This window comes from Candidatus Desulfosporosinus nitrosoreducens, assembly GCF_030954495.1.
Taxonomy (GTDB): Bacteria; Bacillota; Desulfitobacteriia; order Desulfitobacteriales; family Desulfitobacteriaceae; genus Desulfosporosinus; species Desulfosporosinus nitrosoreducens.
Genome location: NZ_JAVHUW010000026.1, coordinates 30417 through 51545 on the forward strand (window position 1 = coordinate 30417; position 21129 = coordinate 51545).

Annotated in this window: 21 protein-coding genes; 20 read left to right on the top strand and 1 reads right to left on the bottom strand. The window is 46.4% G+C overall.

The genetic code is table 11. The annotated features are described in order from the left end of the window. The first annotated feature begins 277 nt into the window (after positions 1 to 277). The 20 genes from REC12_RS02845 to REC12_RS02940 all read left to right on the top strand — a co-directional run bounded on the left by REC12_RS02845 (position 278) and on the right by REC12_RS02940 (position 19771). Positions 278 to 2989, top strand: coding sequence for a calcium-translocating P-type ATPase, PMCA-type (locus tag REC12_RS02845; RefSeq protein ID WP_308892232.1), 2712 nt, complete (start codon positions 278 to 280; stop codon positions 2987 to 2989). Between the two features lie 641 nt (positions 2990 to 3630). Beyond that, positions 3631 to 4104 (top strand): ribonuclease H-like YkuK family protein, encoded by a 474-nt coding sequence (locus REC12_RS02850; RefSeq protein WP_308892233.1) that lies wholly within the window; start codon positions 3631 to 3633, stop codon positions 4102 to 4104. Between the two features lie 20 nt (positions 4105 to 4124). Further along, positions 4125 to 5438 (top strand): PhoH family protein, encoded by a 1314-nt coding sequence (locus REC12_RS02855; protein ID WP_308892235.1) that lies wholly within the window; start codon positions 4125 to 4127, stop codon positions 5436 to 5438. 63 nt (positions 5439 to 5501) lie between these two features. Next, positions 5502 to 6206, top strand: coding sequence for a GntR family transcriptional regulator (locus REC12_RS02860; protein WP_308892236.1), 705 nt, complete (start codon positions 5502 to 5504; stop codon positions 6204 to 6206). Between the two features lie 535 nt (positions 6207 to 6741). Further along, positions 6742 to 7164 (top strand): phosphonate C-P lyase system protein PhnG, encoded by a 423-nt coding sequence (gene phnG, locus REC12_RS02865; RefSeq protein WP_308892237.1) that lies wholly within the window; start codon positions 6742 to 6744, stop codon positions 7162 to 7164. An 18-nt stretch (positions 7165 to 7182) separates the two neighbouring features. Next, on the top strand, positions 7183 to 7779 hold the full coding sequence (phnH, locus tag REC12_RS02870; protein ID WP_308892239.1) for a phosphonate C-P lyase system protein PhnH: 597 nt from the start codon (positions 7183 to 7185) through the stop codon (positions 7777 to 7779). Continuing rightward, positions 7780 to 8916 carry a carbon-phosphorus lyase complex subunit PhnI gene (locus tag REC12_RS02875; RefSeq protein ID WP_308892240.1) on the top strand — a complete coding sequence of 379 codons (1137 nt, stop codon included), beginning with the start codon at positions 7780 to 7782 and terminating at the stop codon, positions 8914 to 8916. A 4-nt stretch (positions 8917 to 8920) separates the two neighbouring features. Then, positions 8921 to 9760 (top strand): alpha-D-ribose 1-methylphosphonate 5-phosphate C-P-lyase PhnJ, encoded by an 840-nt coding sequence (locus REC12_RS02880; RefSeq protein ID WP_308892242.1) that lies wholly within the window; start codon positions 8921 to 8923, stop codon positions 9758 to 9760. Positions 9761 to 9775: 15 nt separating this feature from the next. After that, complete coding sequence (locus REC12_RS02885; protein ID WP_308892243.1) at positions 9776 to 10621, top strand: ATP-binding cassette domain-containing protein; 846 nt, start codon at positions 9776 to 9778, stop codon at positions 10619 to 10621. Positions 10622 to 10649: 28 nt separating this feature from the next. Continuing rightward, positions 10650 to 11882 (top strand): phosphonate metabolism protein PhnM, encoded by a 1233-nt coding sequence (phnM, locus tag REC12_RS02890; protein WP_308892245.1) that lies wholly within the window; start codon positions 10650 to 10652, stop codon positions 11880 to 11882. 32 nt (positions 11883 to 11914) lie between these two features. Continuing rightward, positions 11915 to 12538 carry a DapH/DapD/GlmU-related protein gene (locus REC12_RS02895; RefSeq protein ID WP_308892246.1) on the top strand — a complete coding sequence of 208 codons (624 nt, stop codon included), beginning with the start codon at positions 11915 to 11917 and terminating at the stop codon, positions 12536 to 12538. Next, on the top strand, positions 12539 to 13234 hold the full coding sequence (gene phnL, locus REC12_RS02900) for a phosphonate C-P lyase system protein PhnL (protein ID WP_308892248.1): 696 nt from the start codon (positions 12539 to 12541) through the stop codon (positions 13232 to 13234). It abuts the gene before it with no gap. A gap of 160 nt (positions 13235 to 13394) precedes the next feature. Continuing rightward, positions 13395 to 14447 carry a PhnD/SsuA/transferrin family substrate-binding protein gene (locus REC12_RS02905; protein ID WP_308892250.1) on the top strand — a complete coding sequence of 351 codons (1053 nt, stop codon included), beginning with the start codon at positions 13395 to 13397 and terminating at the stop codon, positions 14445 to 14447. A 147-nt stretch (positions 14448 to 14594) separates the two neighbouring features. Then, the gene (gene phnC / locus REC12_RS02910) at positions 14595 to 15380 is read left to right on the top strand and encodes a phosphonate ABC transporter ATP-binding protein (RefSeq protein ID WP_308892251.1); all 786 of its coding nucleotides are present in this window, start codon (positions 14595 to 14597) and stop codon (positions 15378 to 15380) included. Further along, complete coding sequence (locus REC12_RS02915) at positions 15361 to 16155, top strand: PhnE/PtxC family ABC transporter permease (protein WP_308892363.1); 795 nt, start codon at positions 15361 to 15363, stop codon at positions 16153 to 16155. Before phnC ends, REC12_RS02915 begins: the two co-directional genes overlap by 20 nt. Further along, positions 16155 to 17021, top strand: coding sequence for a PhnE/PtxC family ABC transporter permease (locus tag REC12_RS02920; RefSeq protein ID WP_308892365.1), 867 nt, complete (start codon positions 16155 to 16157; stop codon positions 17019 to 17021). The genes REC12_RS02915 and REC12_RS02920 overlap by 1 nt, the downstream gene beginning before the upstream one ends. 118 nt (positions 17022 to 17139) lie before the next feature. Next, complete coding sequence (locus REC12_RS02925; RefSeq protein WP_308892252.1) at positions 17140 to 17571, top strand: GNAT family N-acetyltransferase; 432 nt, start codon at positions 17140 to 17142, stop codon at positions 17569 to 17571. Positions 17572 to 17720: 149 nt separating this feature from the next. After that, entirely contained in the window at positions 17721 to 18548 is an 828-nt protein-coding gene (locus REC12_RS02930; RefSeq protein ID WP_308892254.1) for an inositol monophosphatase family protein, read from the top strand. 44 nt (positions 18549 to 18592) lie between these two features. Continuing rightward, positions 18593 to 18829, top strand: a complete 237-nt coding sequence (locus REC12_RS02935) for a hypothetical protein (RefSeq protein WP_308892256.1) — start codon at positions 18593 to 18595, stop codon at positions 18827 to 18829. A gap of 78 nt (positions 18830 to 18907) precedes the next feature. Beyond that, positions 18908 to 19771, top strand: a complete 864-nt coding sequence (locus tag REC12_RS02940) for a PHP domain-containing protein (protein ID WP_308892258.1) — start codon at positions 18908 to 18910, stop codon at positions 19769 to 19771. Positions 19772 to 19959: 188 nt separating this feature from the next. Here REC12_RS02940 and REC12_RS02945 read toward each other — a convergent pair whose 3' ends face one another. After that, entirely contained in the window at positions 19960 to 21108 is a 1149-nt protein-coding gene (locus REC12_RS02945) for a DUF2087 domain-containing protein (protein ID WP_308892260.1), read from the bottom strand. Positions 21109 to 21129: the final 21 nt, after the last annotated feature.

Genomic DNA, 21129 nt, shown 5'->3' on the forward strand with positions numbered 1-21129 from the left:
AGCAGGTGTTTTTTCAGTATACTGAACTTGTTAAAAGGGAGTAGTTTTAAATCGCAAAGTCAACATACCCGGCGGGGAAACTTGCCTGGCTTTGTGAGCCGATCTGAGGTAACAAGACTTTTGACATGGCCTATTTGGCTATGTCAAAAGTCTTTTTTATTTACCTCGCAGGAATTTCAGAGCTATGTGAGGAGTGATTATTTCATTGAAGTAAATTTAATCAAAGCGCGGAGATAGGGGAATGATAAAAAAGGAACCTGTAAGGAGGATCTAAATCGTGAGCTTTTATCAAAAAGAAGCCCAAGAAGTTATTGCCGAATTAAAAAGTGACGAAGAACTGGGATTATCGAGTGCTGAAGTTGGAGTCAGAGTTCAGCTTCATGGGAAAAATGTTTTTACTCCTAAACCCAAGGAGGGTATCCTCTCCAAAATCGTAGACAGTTTAAAAGAGCCTTTAATTATCATCCTTTTGATTTCAGGCTTGATTTCTCTTCTCATGGGTCATCTTCCCGATGGCTTAGGAATCTTTGCGGCTGTTCTTATTGCCACATCCATTGCGGTGATTCAAGAGGGCAAGTCGGACAAAGCCTTTGAAGCTTTGGCCGAATTAAGCAACGATGTTCAGGTGAAGGTGGTGCGGGATCACCAGATTGTTTATATTCCGCAGAGCGACCTGACTATTGGGGATATTATCCATTTGGAAACCGGGGACAAAGTACCGGCTGACGCCCGGGTTGTGCACTCTTCAAATCTGGGAATTAACGAGTCGATGCTTACGGGGGAAGCAGAGTCGATTACGAAAGGGTCAAAGAGAATCGAAAGGGACCATTGTCCTTTGGCCGAACGCACCAATATGCTTTACTCAGGTACCATGGTGATTGAGGGAAGGGCTATTGCCATTGTAACTGCCATCGGTGACCAAACTGAAATGGGCAAAATTGCTAAAGAACTCAATGAGGAAAGCACGGCCCAGACCCCGCTGCAGCAGAAGTTAGCGGATCTTGGCAAAAAAATCTCAATCATCGGCTCGCTTGTGGCGGCGGGGATCTTTATCTTTGAGTTGTTGACGATGTATCAACAAGGGACTCTTGTGCTGGATAATCTGGCAACAGCTCTGCCCGGAATTAAAGATGCTTTTATAACTTCGGTAGCCCTTATCGTTGCGGCTGTGCCTGAAGGGCTGCCAACGATGGTTGCCATCACCCTGGCTTTTAACATGCAGAAAATGGCTAAGAACAATGCTTTGGTCCGCAAGCTTATAGCCTGTGAAACCATCGGTTCCGTGAATGTCATCTGTTCCGATAAAACCGGAACCTTGACGGAAAACAAGATGACTGTCGTTGAAGTTTGGTGTGACGGAAACAATGCTGCGGTTGACAAGATAAAGTGCCAGGAAATGCTGGAGAATTTTTGCCTGAATACCACGGCGGATATTGCCCACCAGGACGGCCGCTTCGAGTTTCTGGGAAATCCAACGGAATGTTCCCTTCTGGTCTGTGCCGATAAGAGTGATGTAAACTATCTGGATTACCGCAAACAGTTCGGGGAGCCTGTTGCGGAATACAATTTTACGTCTGCCCGGAAGATGATGTCGACAGCGTACGAAAAAGAAGAGGGCTACAGATTTTATACCAAAGGCTCACCTGAAAAAGTTCTGAGCAAAAGTAACAGGATTCAAATCAACAATACAATTCTTCCCTTGACCCAGGAGCATAAAGATGCCATCGAAGCGAGCATAAAAGAATTGCAGGATAACGCCCGCAGGGTACTGGCCTTTGCTTACACTGATTTTAGCGCCGAACCTCAATGGGAAGATATTTATAACGTCGAAAAAGACCTTATTTTCAGCGGCTTCGTTGGCATAGAGGACCCTCTGCGCACGGATGTCCGAGCGGCCATCGATCAATGCCGCAAAGCAGGCATCGCGGTTAAAATTCTCACGGGAGATAATATTAATACGGCGCGCTCCATTGCCAAGCAGTTGGGACTTGTCCATGAGGATTCCCTGGTCCTGGAAGTGACCGATATTGATGCCATGAGCGATCAGGAGTTAAAGAACAAGCTCGCTAAAATTGTCGTCATTGCCCGTTCAAATCCTACTGCCAAAATGAGAGTTGTTAAACTTTTGCGGGAAAACAACGCTTCAGTGGTTGTGACGGGGGATGGAATTAATGACGCGCCTGCTTTAAAAGCGGCGGACGTCGGGGTGGCCATGGGAATTACAGGCACGGAAGTGTCCAAGGAAGCTGCCGATATTGTTTTGTTGGACGATTCCTTCTCCACCATCGTTAAAGCGATTAAGTGGGGGCGGGGGATTTACGAAAACTTCCAGCGCTTTATTCAGTTTCAACTGACAGTAAATGTTGTAGCGTTTATTACTGTGATCTTAGCGGAAATTCTGGGGTATAAAATGCCTTTTACGACGCTGCAGTTGTTATGGGTAAATATCATCATGGACGGGCCTCCGGCTTTGACCTTAGGCCTAGAGCCGCCCAGAGAACATTTGCTCCAAAAGCAGCCTATTAAAAGAAATGCTTCGATTGTTACTAGGGACATGTTGTTTAAAATCGTCGCCAATGGCTTGTTCATTGTCGCGGCCTTAATCCTGCTGCTGAAAACGCAGATTCTTGGCGGAACAGCGGCCCAGCAATCGACTATCGTCTTTACTTCGTTTGTCCTGTTCCAGCTTTGGAATGCTTTTAACTGCAGGGAATTTGGAGTACAGAGCGTTTTCGCCCATATCCATAAAAACAAAACCATGATTGGGGTTGTTTTCCTGACTTTTCTCGTTCAAATTCTGGTTACTCAGCTGGGAGGGCAAGTGTTTAAAACAGTCCCCTTGGGGGTTGGTTTGTGGCTGAAGATGATCGGATTTACCTTTAGCGTAGTAATCTTCAGCGAAATGATCAAACTCTGCACAAGAGTTGGGCAAAGACTGGGGGGGAATCACGAAAATAAGTTGGAGGCAGATGGGAGCCCAGGGGCTTAAATAATTAGCAAACCTCAGGCGGAAGAAAAACTTCTTTCCGCCTGAGGTTTTTTTGTAGTAATTGTAAAGTATAACTTTGTTGCATATTGCAAGAAGGTTAATACGCAAGAAGGCTAATACGTGCGAAGACAGTGTCTTTGCCTGAAGCATCAGGGCAACTAAGGTAGCCGCCTGCGCTGGAGGGCGGCTCCGCATTTTAAATCGTGTGAAGACAGCGTCTTCGGCTACCAGCCAAGTTTTCTTTATTGGCAAAAATATTTTACATAAGATTAACAAATAGTTAATTTTAAATTTACAGCGTTATTTTATAATTTTACTAGAGTAATTTAACCAGAGTAATTTAACCATATTTTTTCAACAATCTCTGAAATTTCACTGGAAAAGTTTCCTTCTGTTTTTAAGAGGAAGATGGGAGGCAATCATGCGTTTGGGTCAGAGCTTAAACAATCGTCGCACAAAATTGCTCAAAATAGTTTGTCTTGCCGCAGCCAATGATTTGTGCCAAGTTTTTAAAACGGTTATCCGAAAGGATGAGTATGCTTACTCATGGCCTTTCGGATTTTTGTTTATGGTTTCGCTTTCTACTAATTGAACATCATTTTAAATCCGTAACGGAAGTTGAGAAACGGAGATGCTATTTAATGCACAGCAGAACTTATGGGGAAGTTTCTTTTGAAGAAATGTATTCGTTGCTTAAAGCTTACTTAGCGCAAGACCGCAACGGAGAATACAAAGTGTCCGTTGGAACCGACAGCCAGAATTTTGCTTACACAAAGATACCGGTAACCATTGGTATCCATAGAATTGAAAATCGAATCGGTAAAGGCGGGATTTATTTCTCGGAAATTAGGAGAGTCAAGAAAATCAGTAATATTCGCCAGAAGATTTTCTATGAAACGAATCTGAGCCTGGAATTAGCTGAGAGATTGCATCTCAAGTTCAGAGAAGACAAGATACCGAATGAGATAACGATTCATGTTGATGCGGGATATAATGGCCCGACAGCTAAGTATATTTCAGAAATAAGTGGTTGGGTTAGAGCGTGTGGCTTTCAATGCGTGATTAAACCGGATTCTTATATGGCTTCCAGCGTAGCGAACCGTCTCTCCAAATGAAGCAAAAGGGGTGCTTGAATTTGCCAAAGGTCTATATTTTGGATTCCAGCGTTCTACTTCATGATCCCACGGCAATTTACCAATTTCAAGAGCATGAGATTGTCATTCCTTATGCGGTGCTGGAAGAATTAGAACACAAAAAAAGGCTGCTCAACAATATTGGCAGAGCTGCCAGAGAGACTGTGCAAAACTTAGATCAATTACGGGAAAAAGGTCAGCTTTCCCAAGGGGTAAAGCTAAAGTCCGGCGGGGTCCTGCGCATTGAGCTGAACCATTCGTCACCGCAAAAATTGCCCTTAGCCTCCGACCTTACGTTACCGGAGAACCGGATCTTAAGTGTTGTCTTGAATTTAAGGCAGGAAGAAGAACGGCCGGTAATTCTTGTGACCAAAGACATTGCTATGCGGGTTAAAGCGGATGCTCTCGGTTTGGCAACCCAGGATTACTTTAATGATAAAGTATATTTACCACCCCTTGGAGACGATGTGCTTAGGATTACACCGGATGAGCAGGAGATAAAGAGCTTATACAGCGAGGGAGCCATAAAATTAAACCAAGCCGTGCCGCCCAACGCCTGTGTTTTGGCTGAAAACACCTCCCTGCCGCTTGTTTCCTCGACAAGCGGCAGGGAAATACTTGCGGCTTTTGGGCACAAGCCGACTTGGGAAATTACCCCCAGGAACCTGGAACAGCATTGGGCCTTAGCCTTACTGAACAACCCCGGGGTTCACCTGGTAAATCTCATGGGTCCGGCAGGTACGGGCAAAACCTTGCTTGCTTTAGCCAGTGGCTTGGAGCAGACGATTCACAGTGAAAGGTATGCGCGCATTCTTTGTGCCCGGCCGGTGGTTCCTCTCGGCAAAGATATCGGTTATTTACCGGGAGAAAAAGACGATAAAGTACGTCCTTACATGCAGCCAATCTATGACAATCTTGATTTGTTACTCCGGCCCAAACGGGAGCGGGAGAGGGAAAAAGGAATTGAAGCGGTGATTGACAGCGCTGTTGATTTGCTGAAAAAGAAAAAACAGTTAGAGGTCGAGATTTTGACCTACATCCGGGGCAGGAGCATCCCCAATCAATTTATCATTATCGATGAAGCTCAAAACTTATCCGCCCATGAGGTGAAAACAATTATCACGCGGGCGGGGGAGGGGACAAAGATTGTTCTTTGCGGTGATCCGGATCAAATTGATCATCCTTATTTGGACAAAGAAAGCAACGGTATGACTTATGTTGCGGCACGCCTTCAAGGGCAGTCCTTTTATGGACAGGTTCGCTTAGTCAAGGGAGAGCGGAGTACCATGGCGACAATAGCCGCTGATTTGCTCTGACAAATTTAAGAGCAGACGATCATTGGGAAAATGAAGTGGTTGGGGGAAAGCGGGTGCGGGACAATGTCCGGTGAACTGGAAATAGTCGATAAGCTGATGTTCTTGATTTCCTCAGGCAAATACAGCGCTCATGACAGACTGCCTTCGGAAAATGAAATAGCCGGAAAATACAAGGTGCCGAGAATCACAGCCCGCAAGGCTTATGAACGGCTTGAGGAATTGGGCTATATCTATAAAAAGCAAGGAAAAGGAAGTTATGTCAAAGACAGATCCCGCCACATTGAGCTTGTGCTGAGCGGGGATGTGAGTTTTAGCCGAAAAATGCTGGAAAAGGGATATAACTTCCAATCAAACACTATCTTTTGCAAGGAGATTGGCTACAATAAGAAAATTTATACCTGTTTAGAGAATAAGGAGGGAGACCGGGTCTTTAAAATCGGGAGACTAAGGTATATTGACCAGCAACCTATTGCCCTGCATATTTCTTATGTTGCCAAATCGGTATTTGCTGATATCGACCTTGTGGGAGCCAATATCAGCTCGATGTTCGATTATTACAGCAGCAAAGGCTATCGGGAGTTTTCTTCCAAACCCAGTGTTTTAAGCGTTTCCTTTCCCACAGAGTCGCAAAGGAAACTGCTGGATTGTCCGCATTTAATCCCGCTTCTGGTGCTGGAGTCGGGCTGTATGGAGAAAATGAGCGGCCGGGTTTTAGAATATACCAAGATTTTTTACAGAAGCGATTGTTTTTCCTATGTGATACCCTAGAAATGTCGTTCTCAATTGCTTTTAACTTCGTGCGGCAAGTAGTTTTTGTTCGGATCTGCCGCAGGGCTGAAACCAGCTTATCCTTAAGTTGGTTACAGCCCTTTTTGTTACAGTTGGGCATACATGCCTCGAAGTAACACCACTGATCAATGAGAAAGAGATCCTTGGGGTCGGGCAGCTTCGCCCACATCCTGAACTCAACATTCCGAGGCTTGCTCACTCGCTTGCGAGGGAGCTCCGCCAAACCTCCGGGTAATACCTGATGTGAACCAATGGCTCCGCTTCCCCTCGCAATCTTTGTGAGCTTTACCGCCTCTCCATGAAATGAGTTCACTCTTGTGGGCGAAGCTGCCTTCCTTACGGGTCTTTTGATTTTTCAGAGAGGCCTTACAGAGATTTAACGAAGGGCCAACAAAGCCTTAACAAAGCGTTAACACCATGAACTTGGCAACAAGTTATGCTGAGGATGATCCGAAGGTTCGGAAATCCCAGGGCAATTGGCCGGGACAAAGACGCATAAAGGAAGGGCTAAGCCATGATCAGAAAAAAAAGGACCAGGATTTTAATCGAGGGTTCGTCAGAGGTCGCCCAAAGGTTAGCCGCGGAGATATTAAACAGACATGAGGTCAAGACCATCGAAGAAAGCAATAATGGTTTAGTCATGGTTAAAGTCCGGGAAAGCGCTAAAAGAAGTTTGTTCTACTTAGGTGAGGTGCTGATTACCGAGTGTAAGGTGATGGTCGCCGGAACCTTAGGGATCGGCATGGTTAAGGGGCATGAACCAGGGCTTGCCTACAACTTGGCGATTATTGATGCGGCCTATAATGCCAGGTTAGCGGAGACGGAGGAATGGGCAAAGGTTTTGCAGCTTGAAGAAATCCGTATCGCTGAAGAACGCCGGGCCTTAGAGAAGAAGGTTTTAATGACTAAAGTGAATTTTAACACCATGAATGTCTAGATAAGAGGGGTAGAGATAATGGAATTGGATTTGGTTCACGATATTCAAGCGGTTTACCGTCAAACCCTGGATGCCATGTCCCGGCCGGGCTTGATTAAAAACATTCGTTCCCAGGCGCTTAAAGCGGAGATGGCAGCCGGTTGTTATGGCTCAACCCTGGTATTGGCTTTAATGCTTTTTGATACGGAAGTAACCTTTAAGGTCTGCTCCCAAGCTGAAGCAGAAATAACCAAACTTATCAGCCAGCTGACCTATGCCCGGGCAGCGGAACTGGCAAGCGCGGATTATATTCTTGTCTTGCAAGATGCCGCGGCGGAGGATTTAGAGACGGCTTTTAATAAGTCTTATCCGGGAGACCTGTTGAATCCGCACAAAGGGGCGACCATCCTCATTGAGGCGGAGGCCGTGAGCAATGGGCGCAATCTAAGGCTAACAGGCCCGGGCATCCAGGAAGAACAGTATATTGACGTCAAAGCAAGCCCTTGCTGGATTGATCTGCGTGCCGAAAAAAATAGGGAATATCCTTTGGGAGTTGATGTGATGTTCACGGATGGGGAGAGCAACATTTTATGTCTCCCCCGCACAACTCAAATCAGAAAACAGGTGGTTGGTTAGATGGGTTATGTTGCGGTAAAAGGCGGTACTCTGGCCATAGAGGAATCTGGGAAACGCCTGAAATATGAGCGGTTGAAAAAGGGCCTTGTCCTGGATTGTCCGAGAATTGAAAACGGTATGCGCTGCCTGATCGACCAGGTTATGTCGGAGAGCAGCCTTTATAACGAAACTCTGGCTGCGCTGGCTGTCAAACAGGCTGAGGGGAGCCCTGAGGAAGCGGTGTTCCTGATGCGGGCCTATCGCTCAACACTGCCGCGCAAGCATTATTCGCGCACAGTCGAGTCGGAAGAAATGCTGGTGGAACGGCGAATATCGGCCAGCTTTAAGGATATTCCCGGCGGACAAATTTTAGGGGCAGCCAATGATTACACTCACCGTTTAATCGATTTTAACTTGAGCGAAGAAACGGATGAAGCAGCGGCCGGCTGGGTAAAGGCCTACGCTGCGGCAAGGGGGAACCTTGACGACAAAACGGATTTAACCCGTTTGCCCAAGGTTTTAGATTATCTTCGGGCCGAAGGTCTGATTCCCCTCAGTGCCCAAGATGAGAGCGAGCCGGATGATGTTACCAAGGAGAGTCTGCAATTTCCAACCAGCCGCAGCCAACGGCTTCAGATTCTAACGAGAGGGCAGACCGGCGCCCTGACTTCATTGGGGTATGCGGCTCAGCGCAGTTATGGGGCGCTGCATCCGACGGTGGGAGAATTGAGGATTGGCAACCTGCCTATCTATGTCGGCAACCCTCTCACTGAGCAACATGATGAGGAGGATGCTTATTATATCGGGCAAATCAAGGTTACAGAGGTGGAAACTTTGTTCCCGGAAGACCTTCAGAAGATAAACGGTCAAAAGGAGATAGAATTCGGGATAGGCTATGGAATTTGTTACGGGCAGAATGAAACGAAGGCTATTGCTATGAGTATTTTAGATCATTGCCTGGAAACGGCAAATCCGGAGTTTCCGACCCATGATGAAGAGTTTGTCCTTCTGCATATTGATGCCGTCGAATCCACAGGGTTTATCTCACATTTGAAGCTGCCGCACTACGTGACCTTCCAATCCAAGCTGGACAGCGTCCGTAAGTTGAAAAAAGCTGAGGCTTTAAAAAATCTGACGTTGGAAGCCCATGAGGAGTGAAGCCATGAAGATAAACTATAATTATGCCTTTTTCGACGAAGGCTCCAAGCGGGAGATCAGGCGGGCGACCCTAAAAGCCATTGCTATTCCCGGGTATCAAGTGCCTTTTGCTTCCAGGGAGATGCCCATTGCCAGGGGCTGGGGAACAGGCGGCTTGCAACTGACCCTTTCCCTGGTGGGTCAAGAAGACATTCTGAAAGTTATTGACCAGGGTTCTGATGAGTCCGTGAATGCCGTCAACATTAAAAGACTGATTGCTTTGACCACGGGAATCAGGGTAACCGATCAGACGGCAGAGGCGACAATTATGCAATCCAGGCATAGAATTCCGGAAATTCCCCTGCAGGCAGGTCAGATTTTAGTTCTTCAGGTACCGTTGCCGGAACCGCTGAGGTCTTATGAGCCGAGTGAATATGAGACCAAAAAACTGCACGCCGAGCAAGAATACAGCGGAGCCTGGTTAATGCTTTTTGAGCAAATCATGAATTTCGGGGCGATGTCGACGGGCGCCGATCATCCGGTGCTGGTTCATGGCCGGTATGTTATGGCTCCCAGCCCTATTCCGAGATTCGATAATCCTAAGCTGAATTATTCGCCCGCCTTGATTCTTTTGGGCGCCGGACGTGAAAAAAAAGTCTATGCCGTGCCTCCCTATACCCGGGTTGCGTCCCTTGATTTTGAAGATTACCCGTTTAAAGCCGAATCATTTCAGGATAAATTCTGCCGCTTGTGTGGAGCCAGGGGTGTATTTCTGGATGAAATACCGGATGAGGCAACGGGTGAAACCTTTTATCAATGCAACGATACCAGTTATTGCTTGCAGAACTTAAATACCAAACCATAGGATGGGGATGGGAAAATGGAAGATTTTGAACAGCCGGTTTTATCCGTCAGGAAGATAAACAAGCAATATGGCGGGGGATGTGCCAGCTGCAGAGGGCCGGAGGCCCGGGGTTTGCTGAAGAATTACTGTCCCGTCTGCGGTACGGTATATGCTTGCCGCAATATTTCGTTTGAAGTGTATGCCGGCGAAATCTTAGGCGTCGTTGGCGAAAGCGGCAGCGGCAAGTCGACGATGATGGAGTGCCTGTATTTTGACCAGGAAGTCAGCAGCGGAGAGGCCTATATTCATAGCTACAAAAACGGCAAAGCCAATGTCTTTGCAGAATCGTCCCAGCAAAAACGCTACCTTAGGAATCATTTCCTGGGCAAAGTGTATCAAAATCCCCTTTTGAGTCTGAAGATGAATTTTTCCTCAATCGGCAATATTGCCGAAAAGCTGATTGCAGCCGGCAACAGGAACGTGAAGGTGATGGAAAGCCGGGGCAAAGAATTGCTGGAACATGTAAATATACCGCTTTACCGTATGAAGGAAGCCCCCAAGAACTTCTCGGGAGGAATGCAGCAAAGGGTCCAAATTGCCAAAGCCTTATCCAACAATCCGCCCCTCCTTCTGCTTGACGAAGTGACGACAGGTTTGGATTTATCGGTTCAGGCCAGTGTCCTTGATCTGATTAAGACGATCCAGAGAGAGCTGAAGATTTCCATGGTTATTGTCTCGCATGATTTAGGGGTAATCAGAATGCTGGCCGACCGCACTATTGTGATGCTGGATGGCCGGATAATTGAACACGGTTTGACCGATCAGATTCTTGAAGATCCGCAGCACGGTTATACGCAAAAGTTAGTGCAATCTTTGCTATAGTCCCTGGGGAATAAAAGGAGTAAAGGCTATGTATTTGATCACAAATGTTCGGATAGTTACCGAAGAGTCTATTTTGACAGGGTATGACCTGGTGGTGCAAGAAGATAAGATTTTAAAAATAGTCCCTGAAGGCAATGACGAGCGGGACAGTAGTCTGCAAGTCATTGACGGGGGAGGCGGCTATCTTACCCCCGGATTTGTAGATATTCATTCGGATTACATCGAGAATATGGCGGCACCCAGGCCGACCTGTCTCATGGATTTTGGACTGAGTGTTCGGGAAACAGAAAAACATTTGCTTTCCCATGGCATTACAACCATGTTCCACTCTCTTTCCCTGTTCAAAGACTCAGAGTATAAGCGGAAGCCGATCCGTGATCCTGAGAATGTCAGGAAATTCATTGACTTAATTGACAAAACTCATACGGGTCAGCACTTGATCCGGCATCGTTTTCACGCCCGCTTTGAAATCGATAATTTTGACGAAGTCGCCAGCTTAAAAGCCTACATCAAGGAGAAAAAGGTGCAGTTGCTTTCTTTCATGGATCATTCACCGGGGCAGGGACAGTATAGAGATCTGAAAGTCTATAGCGATATGGTCAAAAGCTATAATGACGTTGACGACGAGTCCATTGCTGAAATGATCGCCAGACATCAGGCCAAAGAAAAGATAACCCTTGAGGGGATGAGGGAAATTGCCCAGCTGGCTTCTGAACAGGGGATTGCTATCGCCTCTCATGATGACGACACTGTTGATAAGCTGGATTTGGTGCAAGGCTTAGGCGCGACAATCAGTGAATTTCCCATCACCATGGAAATAGCCCGCAAAGCCAGAGAAAAAGGCATGTTCACCATGGCAGGTGCGCCGAACGTTCTTTTAGGCGGTTCCCACAGCGGCAATTTGTCGGCGGCGGAAGCCATCGTGGCTCATAATATCGACATTTTATGCAGCGACTATTATCCGCCCGCGCTCTTGCACGCTGTTTTCACGCTGCAGGAGAACTATGGCCTGAACCTTGTGGAGGCCTTTAAGCTGGTTACCCTCAATCCTGCTAAGGCGGTGGACCTGGACCGGGAAATCGGGTCAATTAAAGCCGGGAAAAAAGCGGATCTCTTGATCATTGAAAGGATCGAGGATAATTATCCGGTCATAACGGCGGTTTTAGTCAATGGCAAGCTCAGGCAGAAGACCCATTACCCTGAGCGGACCGGGAGAAAAGCTTCCGGCGCAGCGGCTAAGGATCAGGAACTGCCGGCTTGATGACCTGGATTTGGTAAGGAGGAGATAAAACGTTGCTCAATAAGCTGAGTAAAGAACCGCTTATTGCGGAGAACTGTCAATTGTGCCAGGTGGAGTTGGGTCAATATACGGAGATTGGAATTTTTAATGTACTGGAACATGTAAAACTCGCTGATTTTTCCTATACAGGCCGGTTCTGTACCCTGCAAAACGCCGAAATAGGGAAATTCTCCAACCTTGCGGACATGGTAAGAGTCGGCCCGGTATTTCATCCGCTGGCAAGGCCAAGCCTGCACCACTTTACCTACAGGCGCTTGAAGTATGGCCTTGCTGACTGCGATGATGAAGCATTCTTTCAGTGGCGAAAGGAACAAAGAATCACCATCGGCCATGATACCTGGCTGGGACACGCTGCGATCATTATGCCCGGGGTGACGATCGGCAATGGGGCTGTGGTAGGGAGCGGCGCAGTGGTCACCAAAGATGTCGCCCCTTATGCTATCGTTGCCGGTGTTCCCGCCAGACCCCTCAAGAAACGGTTCCCTGAAGACATCGCCGGAAAATTGGAGGAAATTAAGTGGTGGGACTGGCCTTATGAGACTATTAAAGAACGACTTGAGGATTTTTATCTTCCCATTCATGAATTCGTCGCCAAGCATTTTAAAGCAGGTGTGTAAATGAAAGAAATACTGACCATCAGGCATTTATCCAAAGCTTTCGTTATTCATAACTTAGGCAAGAAAATTGAGGCTCTGGACGATATTAACCTTGATTTAAAAGAGGGTGAATTTGTCGGTATTAGCGGGAAAAGCGGCAGTGGAAAATCAACGGTATTTAAATGTATTTACCGTACTTACGAACCGCAAAAGGGCAGTATCTGGTATAACTCCCAAGAGTTTGGCCTTGTTAATCTGGCAGACGTCTCAGAACGGCAGATGATCTGTCTGCGAAAGCAGGAAATAGGTTATGTATCGCAATTTCTCAATATAATGCCCCGGACTACAGCGCGGGAGCTGGTCAAACAAGCGGTCAGGGAAATGGGAGGTGAAGAAGATTGGGCGGAACGGGAAGCCCGTAAGATACTTGAGCATTTTGAATTGGACAAGGAATTATGGGACTGTTATCCCGCAACGTTTTCCGGAGGTGAAAAACTGCGCCTGAATATTGCCAGAGCTATGGTTAAGCGTCCGAGGCTGTTGCTTTTGGATGAACCTACAGCCAGCTTGGATCATGCTTCCAAGTTAAGAGTGCGGGAACTTATCGAACAATTAAAAAGCGCGGGCACAACCATGCTGGGAATCTTTCATGATCTGGAATTTATGGAGAACATCTGCAGCCGGGTTTACCAAATGTCCGAGGGAAGAATGTCATAAATTTAAATTTAACCCAAATATTACATTAGATTAATGGGAACTTAATTAAGGTTAGCTAAAATTAGATCAAGGTTAGCCGAAGGGTTCAAGCGCAAGGTTAGCCGAAATTCAGGGATACAGGGCAGAGAAAAACTATTCTAAACTTGAGAGGAGAATCGTCGTGAAAAAAGTCCCCTTACTTACGCTGGTCGTTATGCTGGTGTCAGCTCTGCTGGCAGGCTGCGGAACCACACCCTCTACTTCGTCGAGTGCAACAGGAGATGTCAAGGACCCGGCTGCCATCACCATTGCCTGGCTGCCCAATAATGCAGGCGAGGATTTCAAGGATACCCGGGCGGCAATTGATCAGGCTATTGAAAAAGCCACTGGTTTAAAGGTAGTAGACAAGTTAACGACGGACTATGCAATTACGGTTGAAGCCATTGCCAGCGGCAACGCCCAATTGGCCTACCTGGGCGGAGAGTCTTATGTCGAAGCCCATAGCAAAAATCCCAAGGTTGTTCCTCTTGTGGTTAACAGCGGGGATTCCGGAACCCTGAAAGACGCCTTGTATTATAGCAGAATCCTCGTCAAGAAAGGGAATGAGGATCAATATAAATCCGGCGACGGTTACTCCATTGATAATATCGCAGGTAAAAAATACTCTTTTGTTTCTACCAGTTCAACCTCAGGCTTTAAAGTACCGACGTCACTCATGGTTTCTTATTTCTCCAAGCAGGACAAATGGAAAAACCTAAAAGCGGAAGACCTACTGCAAGGCGGCAATGGGAAGTTTTTCAGTCAAGTACTCTTTGGGGGTTCGCATCAGTTATCCTTAGTCAATCTTTTAACCGGTAAGTCGGATGTCTCTTCTGTCGATGATGTCGATGTGTCCAGTTACGTCGATCTCACAGCGGGGAAAGATAACACGCCGGGAGCGGTTTACACGGTGAAAGAAAATGCCGCCGATCCTTTCAGTAAATTGGCCGGAGCGCAATATGTCGTGATCAAATCCATCCCGGTCATTAACGGCCCCATTGCGGTTAACACCAGCGCTTTAAGCAAAAAAACCGTGGACGCCATGATTCAGGTTTTAACCTCCGCTGAGACGACAAAAAACGAAAAGATTTTTATTCCTAAAGATTCTAAAGCCAAAGGATTTTTTAATGCGCCACAGCGTTTTCTGGCAACCGATGACTCCCTCTATCAACCGATCCGCGACCTGAGTAATTAAAGAACTCCTAACTGCATGCAGGCAATTAAATAAGATTGCTATCTATTGTTGAAGGGAGGGGCGTTGGAACCGACCACAGCCATGAGGAAAGAATGGAAAGGTTGTGGCAACGCTTCTCTTCAGTTTTAGGAAAAGGGGAATTGTGCTATGGCCTTGTTAGAGTTAAAGAATGTCAGCAAATATTATAATCAAGCAGCTCCTGCCCTGGACAACGTCAGTTTCTCCCTTGAGGAAGGTGAATTTGTTTCCATCATTGGTCCTTCAGGAGCAGGCAAATCGACGCTTCTCCGCTGTATCAACCGGATGATCGAAGTAAATAGCGGTGAGATTTTCTTTGACGGTGAATTGTGTTCAAACCTCAGTAAAAAGAAGCTGAGAAATCTCAGGACAAAGATTGGCATGATCTTTCAACATTACAATCTGGTCGACCGCCTGACGGTTATTGAGAATGTGCTCCACGGCAGGCTTGGTTACAAGTCGACACTGGCAGGGGTCATTGGCAGATACACTAAGGATGAAAAAAGCCAGGCTTTGCGCATTATTAAAATCTTGGGTTTAGATGAGCAAGTCTACAAACGCTGCGACCAGTTGAGTGGTGGACAAAAACAGCGTGTCGGCATAGCCAGAGCTTTAATTCAGAACCCGAAAATAATTTTATGCGATGAACCCATCGCCTCTTTAGACCCCAATGCCGCCAAAATCATCATGGATCATCTGAAGAATATTTCCCAGGAAATGGGGATAACGGTCATCGTCAATTTGCATCAGGTGGAAGTAGCCCTGAAGTATTCCGAGAGAATTATAGGCATTAATAAAGGACGGGTAGTTTTTGACGGCATGCCGGGCAATCTGACCCCTGAACAGATTCAGACTATTTATGGCTCGGAATCTGAAGATCTGATTTTTGATTTCGGTGAAAAATATGCGGGCTGATATTTTTACCAAACGCAGGAATAACCATCTGCTATTCTTTTTCTCCTTAGCAATTTTAACGGTAGTGTCAGCCCTTATCACCCAGTACGATGTGCTTAAAGGCTTTTCCAGCATTGCTAAGGCTTTAATCTGGGGGGCCGGCAATTTCTATCCGGACCTTAAATCCTTGCGGATTGTGCCTGATGTTCTGCCTAAATTGTGGGAAACTGTGCTGATGTCCATTGCTGCAACGATGGTAGCCTCTGTTTTGGCCCTGGCTCTGGCCTTGGCCGGTTCGCGCCGGACAAGAATAAGCAGTTTCTGCAGTTTTTTAAGCAGGGGCCTGGCGTCTCTCTTTCGCAATATACCGCTTGTGGCTTGGGCGATGGTTTTGATGATAGCTTTCAGCCAAAGTTCACTGACGGGTTACTTAGCCCTGTTGTTTGGTTCTCTTGGTTTTTTAACCCGGGCTTTTATGGAAACCATCGACGAAGTAAGCAATAACTCGATCGAAGCCTTGCAAGCGACCGGCGCCGGTTATTGCCATATCATCTTTCAGGCCGTGTTGCCGGCCAGTCTGCCGCAAATGGTCAGTTGGCTCTTGTTCATGATAGAAACGAATATTCGCGATGCCACCTTAGTGGGAGTGTTGACCGGCACGGGCATAGGGTTTTCCTTTGATTTGTATTACAAAAGGTTTGATTACCACGCAGCCAGTTTAGTTGTGGTTTTCATCGTGATCACTGTGATCCTCATTGAGGTTATATCCAATAAGATTAGGAGGGTGATTTTGTGATGCAGCTGGAAGAGTCAATGAACCTCTGGGCGCAATTAGACGAGAATTTAAAGGACAATAAATCGAGCGGAACTAACAAACCTTGGCCTAAGGAATTAATCGCGATGCGGAGCATTTTGTTTATCTTAGCAGCCTTGACCGTATATTATCTGCTTACCATGGATTACCAGGGTGTCAATGTCCTTAAAGGGTTTGCCGATACTTACAGTAATTTTAAAACCATGTTTCTGCACCCCGCTTCTCAGCGTTTTACTTGGGGCGAAGCTTTTTATAATGTTTTGATTACTTTAGGACTGGCTTTTTTAACGACCCTGATCGGTGGAATTGTTGCTTTGTTTCTGGGACTATTAGCCGCTCAGAATCTGGCTCCGAAGGGAGTTACCAATCTTATTAAAGGCCTTGTCGCTTATATCAGGGCAGTGCCGACGATTTTATGGGTTTTGATTTTTGCGGTGGCAGCCGGCCTGGGAAGTGCTGCGGCAATCATCGGTATGAGTTTTCATTCTATCAGCTATTTAACCAAGGCCTATTCCGAATCCTTTGAAGATCTGGATAAGAGTGTTATAGAGGCTTTAATGGCCAGCGGGGCCAACTGGTGGCAGATTGTTTTTCAGGCGGTTATTCCTTCCTCCGTCACTTATTTGCTTTCCTGGACTTTTTTGAGGTTTGAAATTAACTTTGCCAATGCTGTGGCGATGGGGGCCGCCGCCGGAGCAGGCGGGATCGGTTTTGACCTGTTTATGGCCGGCGGCTTTTACTTCGATCTGCGGGAGGTTGGGTTAATAACCTATTTTATTCTTGCTGTCGCTGTTGTTCTTGAGCTGGTTTCGACAAATATGAAGGGCATGCTGCAAAAGAAACATTAAGAACAGTGCCTGGCTGAGGGAGCGGTATTTTTTCAAGCAAGGAGCGGACAGGAATGAGAGCGAAAAAGTTAGGTATCGGCAATGCCCGGATTATCACGCCGGAAAGAGTTGGCCTTATATGTTGATCAGACCGGCGTCAGAGGCTGATTTGACGGATGTCATAAACCTGTTGAACTATATGGATGGCGAAGAGGGAATCGATGAGGATAAAGCTCAGGAAATCTGGCGCAAAATCAGCGATTATCCCTACTATAAAGTCTTCGTGGCGGAAGCTAAGCAAAAAATAGTCGCTACTTGCAGTTTGATCATTATAGAAAATTTGGGCCATCAAGGCGCAAAGCTTGCCCTTGCCGAAGGTATGATCGTAAGTCCTGAATACAGAGGCTGCGGCCTGGGAAGACAGCTTATGCAATTTGTGCTGGAGCAGGCCAAGAAAGAAAATTGCTATAAGCTTATGCTTTCCAGCAACAAAAAAAGAGTGGAGGCTCACAATTTTTATCTGCGGCAAGGTTTTCAGCAACATGGAATCAGCTTTATGATTGATGTTTAACAAGGGATCGGAGCGCTGTCATGGAAATGAATTTAAACTGACCCGGGCGGAGGCGCGAAAATTCGATGATTTTACTGAATTTTACCGTCAAGAGGATTGGCCCGTCTATAAGTTATAGCTGTATCTTTGTCGGAAAGGGTTAAGAGCCAATGAACGCTGAAGAGAGAGACATGTACAACTTTGCCATGGTTTTAATATATTCCGCAGGGTCTAAGTTAAAGCAAAAACGCCAAAGCACGAAGATTAAAGTGAGGGAAAAGTCATCTCAGATGGATCTTGTCACCGATGATGATTTGCTGATTGAAAATTTGTTAGTCGCAGCAATTTTAGGGAGATATCCCGGACATAGCATACTTGCTGAAGAAAGCCAGGGCTGGGCAAGTCCGGGGGCCGGTGGTTATACCTGGGTCATCGACCCTATTGACGGGACTGTTAATTATTACCGTTTCGGCAAGGACTATGCTATATCCCTGGCTTTATACAGACATGAGATCCCGGTTTTTGGCTTGGTTTATGATGTCGCCAACGCTGTAATGTATAGTGCAGGACATGGCGAAGGTGCGGTCATGAATGGCTACCGTTTAAACATCTTACCCGAGGGGAACGAGAGACTGAATTGTGCGGTTGTTGGGATCAGTTTGAGAACCATGCGGGAATTCTCGGGTCTGGGTATGGATGTGCTGGGGATGTTGTCGAAGGCTCAAGCCCACCGCTATTTAGGCTGTGCCTCATTAGAGTTGTGCAAGGTCGCAAATGGAGAATATGATCTGTTTATTTCCTCCAATGTCCATGAATGGGACATTGCCGCGGCCAGAATTTTCATAGAGCAGCGCGGGGGAGGAGTTCTCATAGGGCGCAAGGATGGCAGCAGATCGCGCTACGACAAATTATTGGTAGCGGCTTTTCGTTCGCCTTTGATCTGGCAAGAAGCCTTTGCATATCTTCCTCAATGCCTCAGAGACAAGTTTGAAGCATAACCTAGCGGGGGCAGGAGGCATTCACTTGGCAGAGGGGTGATTCTATGAGCAGCCAATTTGAAGAAATGATCAAGGAAGAATCCGGGAATATTTGCGGGAAATTAAGTCTCTACACGGCTCCCCCCGGGAAGTATCCAGCCTTTGAGGGGGAAGCGCAGCTAAGGACAGACAGCTGTGACTTGAGTTTAAGCAAACTCTCTGAAAAAGTATGGCTTGTTCTGCGGACGGTTTTGCTGGTAATTATGGCCTTGCTTCTGTCGCTTATAATACGAATCTTTTGAAGATCAATCATAAAGTACAGCCCTCAAAGGTAAACTTAGGTTGCCCTTTGCAAAAATAAGCTATAAAGGATGATCCATATGATTGATTTACACGTGCATACGGCGATTTCCGATTGTTCCCTCAGTATTAGACAGGTTGTCAGCCTGGCTAAAGAGAAAGGGATTTCCCATCTCGCTGTTACGGATCACGACACTACTCAAGGTTTGCCAGAGGCCGTAAAGGCGGGCCATGAGATTGGAGTCAGCATTGTGCCGGGTATAGAAATCTCAGCCTATGATTACCCGAGAGAAAAGAGAGCGCATATTCTCGGGCTGTATATCGAGCCGGGACATCCTGCTCTGGATAGTCTGTGCCGGCCTTTGGTTCAGCAAAGGAAGCAGGCAGCCTCTGAAATGTTCAGAAAAGTTGCAGCGGCCGGGTACGATATTTCCTGGGCGGATGTTCAGAAATACGAAGGGGGAACAGGTGTTTATAAACAGCATATAATGCACGCTTTGTTGGACAAAGGCTACTGCGAAAGCATTTATGGCCCCCTTTACCAAAAGCTTTTCCGGCGGGGAAACAGTACCCAGCCTCAAGGTACTGCTTATATTCAGCTGGAGTATATTGATGCGCGGGCGGCGATCCGGGCTATTCAAGAGGCGGGAGGGGTTGCTGTGCTCGCGCATCCGGGTCAGCTTGGCAATTTTGATGCTATCGCCGAGTGGGCGGAGTTGGGCTTGGGGGGGATTGAAGTATTTCATCCAAGTCATCGGGAAGATGACCGGCACAAGTCCTGGCAATATGCCCAAAAGTATCATTTGGCCATGACAGGGGGGTCGGATTTCCATGGCTTTTATGGTGAGAAAGCGGTGGAACTTGGCTGCCGGGAACTGGGTCAAGAATGCTTAGCTGAGCTCTTGTCGAGGACTCAAAGGAAGTCCGCTGGAAGTTTAAGCTGAGACAATCAGGTCGTTAAAGCAGTAGTTGCCGGAAACTGAAAGGAAAAGAGAAAAGATAGAGGCTGAAGGGAAACGACTGAGATTGAGTTGTTCGAAGAAATTGTCGCCGCTACAGCCGCTATGAAAGAAGAACTTTGAGACTAGAAAAAAGAGTGGATGTGCCTTCAGTAGGCATATCCACTCTTTTTTCAGTGCTTCTTTGGAATTGGTTTAGGGATATTATAGCCTCGTTCGCCATAGGGCTGAAGCTTGGTCAACCATTTTTCGTTGAGTTTTTTTAGGGCATCTTTAATATCAAAATAACCGTCTTCGGGCACTTTTAGAATCTCTAAAATTTCAAAAGCAAAGGCCTCCGCTCCGAATTCCAGCCATTCTTTCTGGAGCTCCTTATTTGGGTGCCCCCCCCTCTCCAAGCTGAATTTTTTGCCATTGATCGTCTTAAGGTTAAGAGTACTCTCAAGACAGATCTTTTGGTTCCGAAGGTTGCGAATCTGGTAAATTCCGGCTTCCGTTTTTATTTCCTTATAGAGACGTTTTAGTTCCTGCTTGCGCTCCATAGCTGCATCTCCTTTTTCCTTTGAATCATGGTTGAGCCAATACTGGCTGCCGTCTGCCGTTCGTTTCAAAAAGCCGTATTCTATTAAATAGCGCCGGAGTGTTGCAAAGTCGTGATAAACAAATTTCAGGATTTGATTGACTTCTTTTTCGGTATAGATTTGATGTTCTTGAAACCTTTTGGCAATTTCCTGGATTACTACTAATTTATACTTTTCTTTGATGGAAAACGTTTGCAGAGGGCCCTCAAGCCCTTCAGGAAAGAGCTTGGCTAAGATTTTTTCGCTCTCGGTTTGGGTAATCTTATAGCGGTCGTCCACCATCGTAGCTGTTTGGGGGGGCTCAAGAAAGACCGGTTTGCTTTGACTTTTATCCTTAAGAAGCTCCATCATCACGAGAAATACCTTTGACTGTCGTTCTTTTTCTTTGAGAGAGGCGCGGTGGTTGCGAATGGTTGAAGCGCTGCCAATGCCCAGTTCTTTTTGAATGTCGGCATCACTTTTTCCTGCATAGAAGCAGCGCAAAAGTGTATTTTGGTGGTCGGTAAGCCCTGTGAATTTTTTATCCAGCTTATTGAGAAACTCAAACACTGATCCATGTTCCTGTTCAATGTGGAGTTTTATATAGCGAAGTGCTTCATAGAAGACATCGTCCTGCTGATAAACAATCCCTTTTTCGATTTTTTGACCACAGAGCAGGCAAGTATAGTGTTCAGGTTCTTGAAAAAACCCTTGTTTCAAATCATCAATTGAAGCATTCCAAAACAGTTCCGACATTTTCATATCTTAGACACATCCTCAATA

Bases quoted from the DNA above. Each gene is read 5' to 3' on its own strand.
- REC12_RS02850 (WP_308892233.1), top strand. From the start codon at position 3,631: ATGCACAGCAGAACTTATGGGGAAGTTTCTTTTGAAGAAATGTATTCG.
- REC12_RS02860 (WP_308892236.1), top strand. From the start codon at position 5,502: ATGTCCGGTGAACTGGAAATAGTCGATAAGCTGATGTTCTTGATTTCC.
- phnG (WP_308892237.1), top strand. From the start codon at position 6,742: ATGATCAGAAAAAAAAGGACCAGGATTTTAATCGAGGGTTCGTCAGAG.
- phnH (WP_308892239.1), top strand. From the start codon at position 7,183: ATGGAATTGGATTTGGTTCACGATATTCAAGCGGTTTACCGTCAAACC.
- REC12_RS02875 (WP_308892240.1), top strand. From the start codon at position 7,780: ATGGGTTATGTTGCGGTAAAAGGCGGTACTCTGGCCATAGAGGAATCT.
- REC12_RS02880 (WP_308892242.1), top strand. From the start codon at position 8,921: ATGAAGATAAACTATAATTATGCCTTTTTCGACGAAGGCTCCAAGCGG.
- REC12_RS02885 (WP_308892243.1), top strand. From the start codon at position 9,776: ATGGAAGATTTTGAACAGCCGGTTTTATCCGTCAGGAAGATAAACAAG.
- phnM (WP_308892245.1), top strand. From the start codon at position 10,650: ATGTATTTGATCACAAATGTTCGGATAGTTACCGAAGAGTCTATTTTG.
- phnL (WP_308892248.1), top strand. From the start codon at position 12,539: ATGAAAGAAATACTGACCATCAGGCATTTATCCAAAGCTTTCGTTATT.
- phnC (WP_308892251.1), top strand. From the start codon at position 14,595: ATGGCCTTGTTAGAGTTAAAGAATGTCAGCAAATATTATAATCAAGCA.
- REC12_RS02920 (WP_308892365.1), top strand. From the start codon at position 16,155: ATGCAGCTGGAAGAGTCAATGAACCTCTGGGCGCAATTAGACGAGAAT.
- REC12_RS02925 (WP_308892252.1), top strand. From the start codon at position 17,140: ATGTTGATCAGACCGGCGTCAGAGGCTGATTTGACGGATGTCATAAAC.
- REC12_RS02930 (WP_308892254.1), top strand. From the start codon at position 17,721: ATGAACGCTGAAGAGAGAGACATGTACAACTTTGCCATGGTTTTAATA.
- REC12_RS02935 (WP_308892256.1), top strand. From the start codon at position 18,593: ATGAGCAGCCAATTTGAAGAAATGATCAAGGAAGAATCCGGGAATATT.
- REC12_RS02940 (WP_308892258.1), top strand. From the start codon at position 18,908: ATGATTGATTTACACGTGCATACGGCGATTTCCGATTGTTCCCTCAGT.
- REC12_RS02945 (WP_308892260.1), bottom strand. From the start codon at position 21,108: ATGAAAATGTCGGAACTGTTTTGGAATGCTTCAATTGATGATTTGAAA.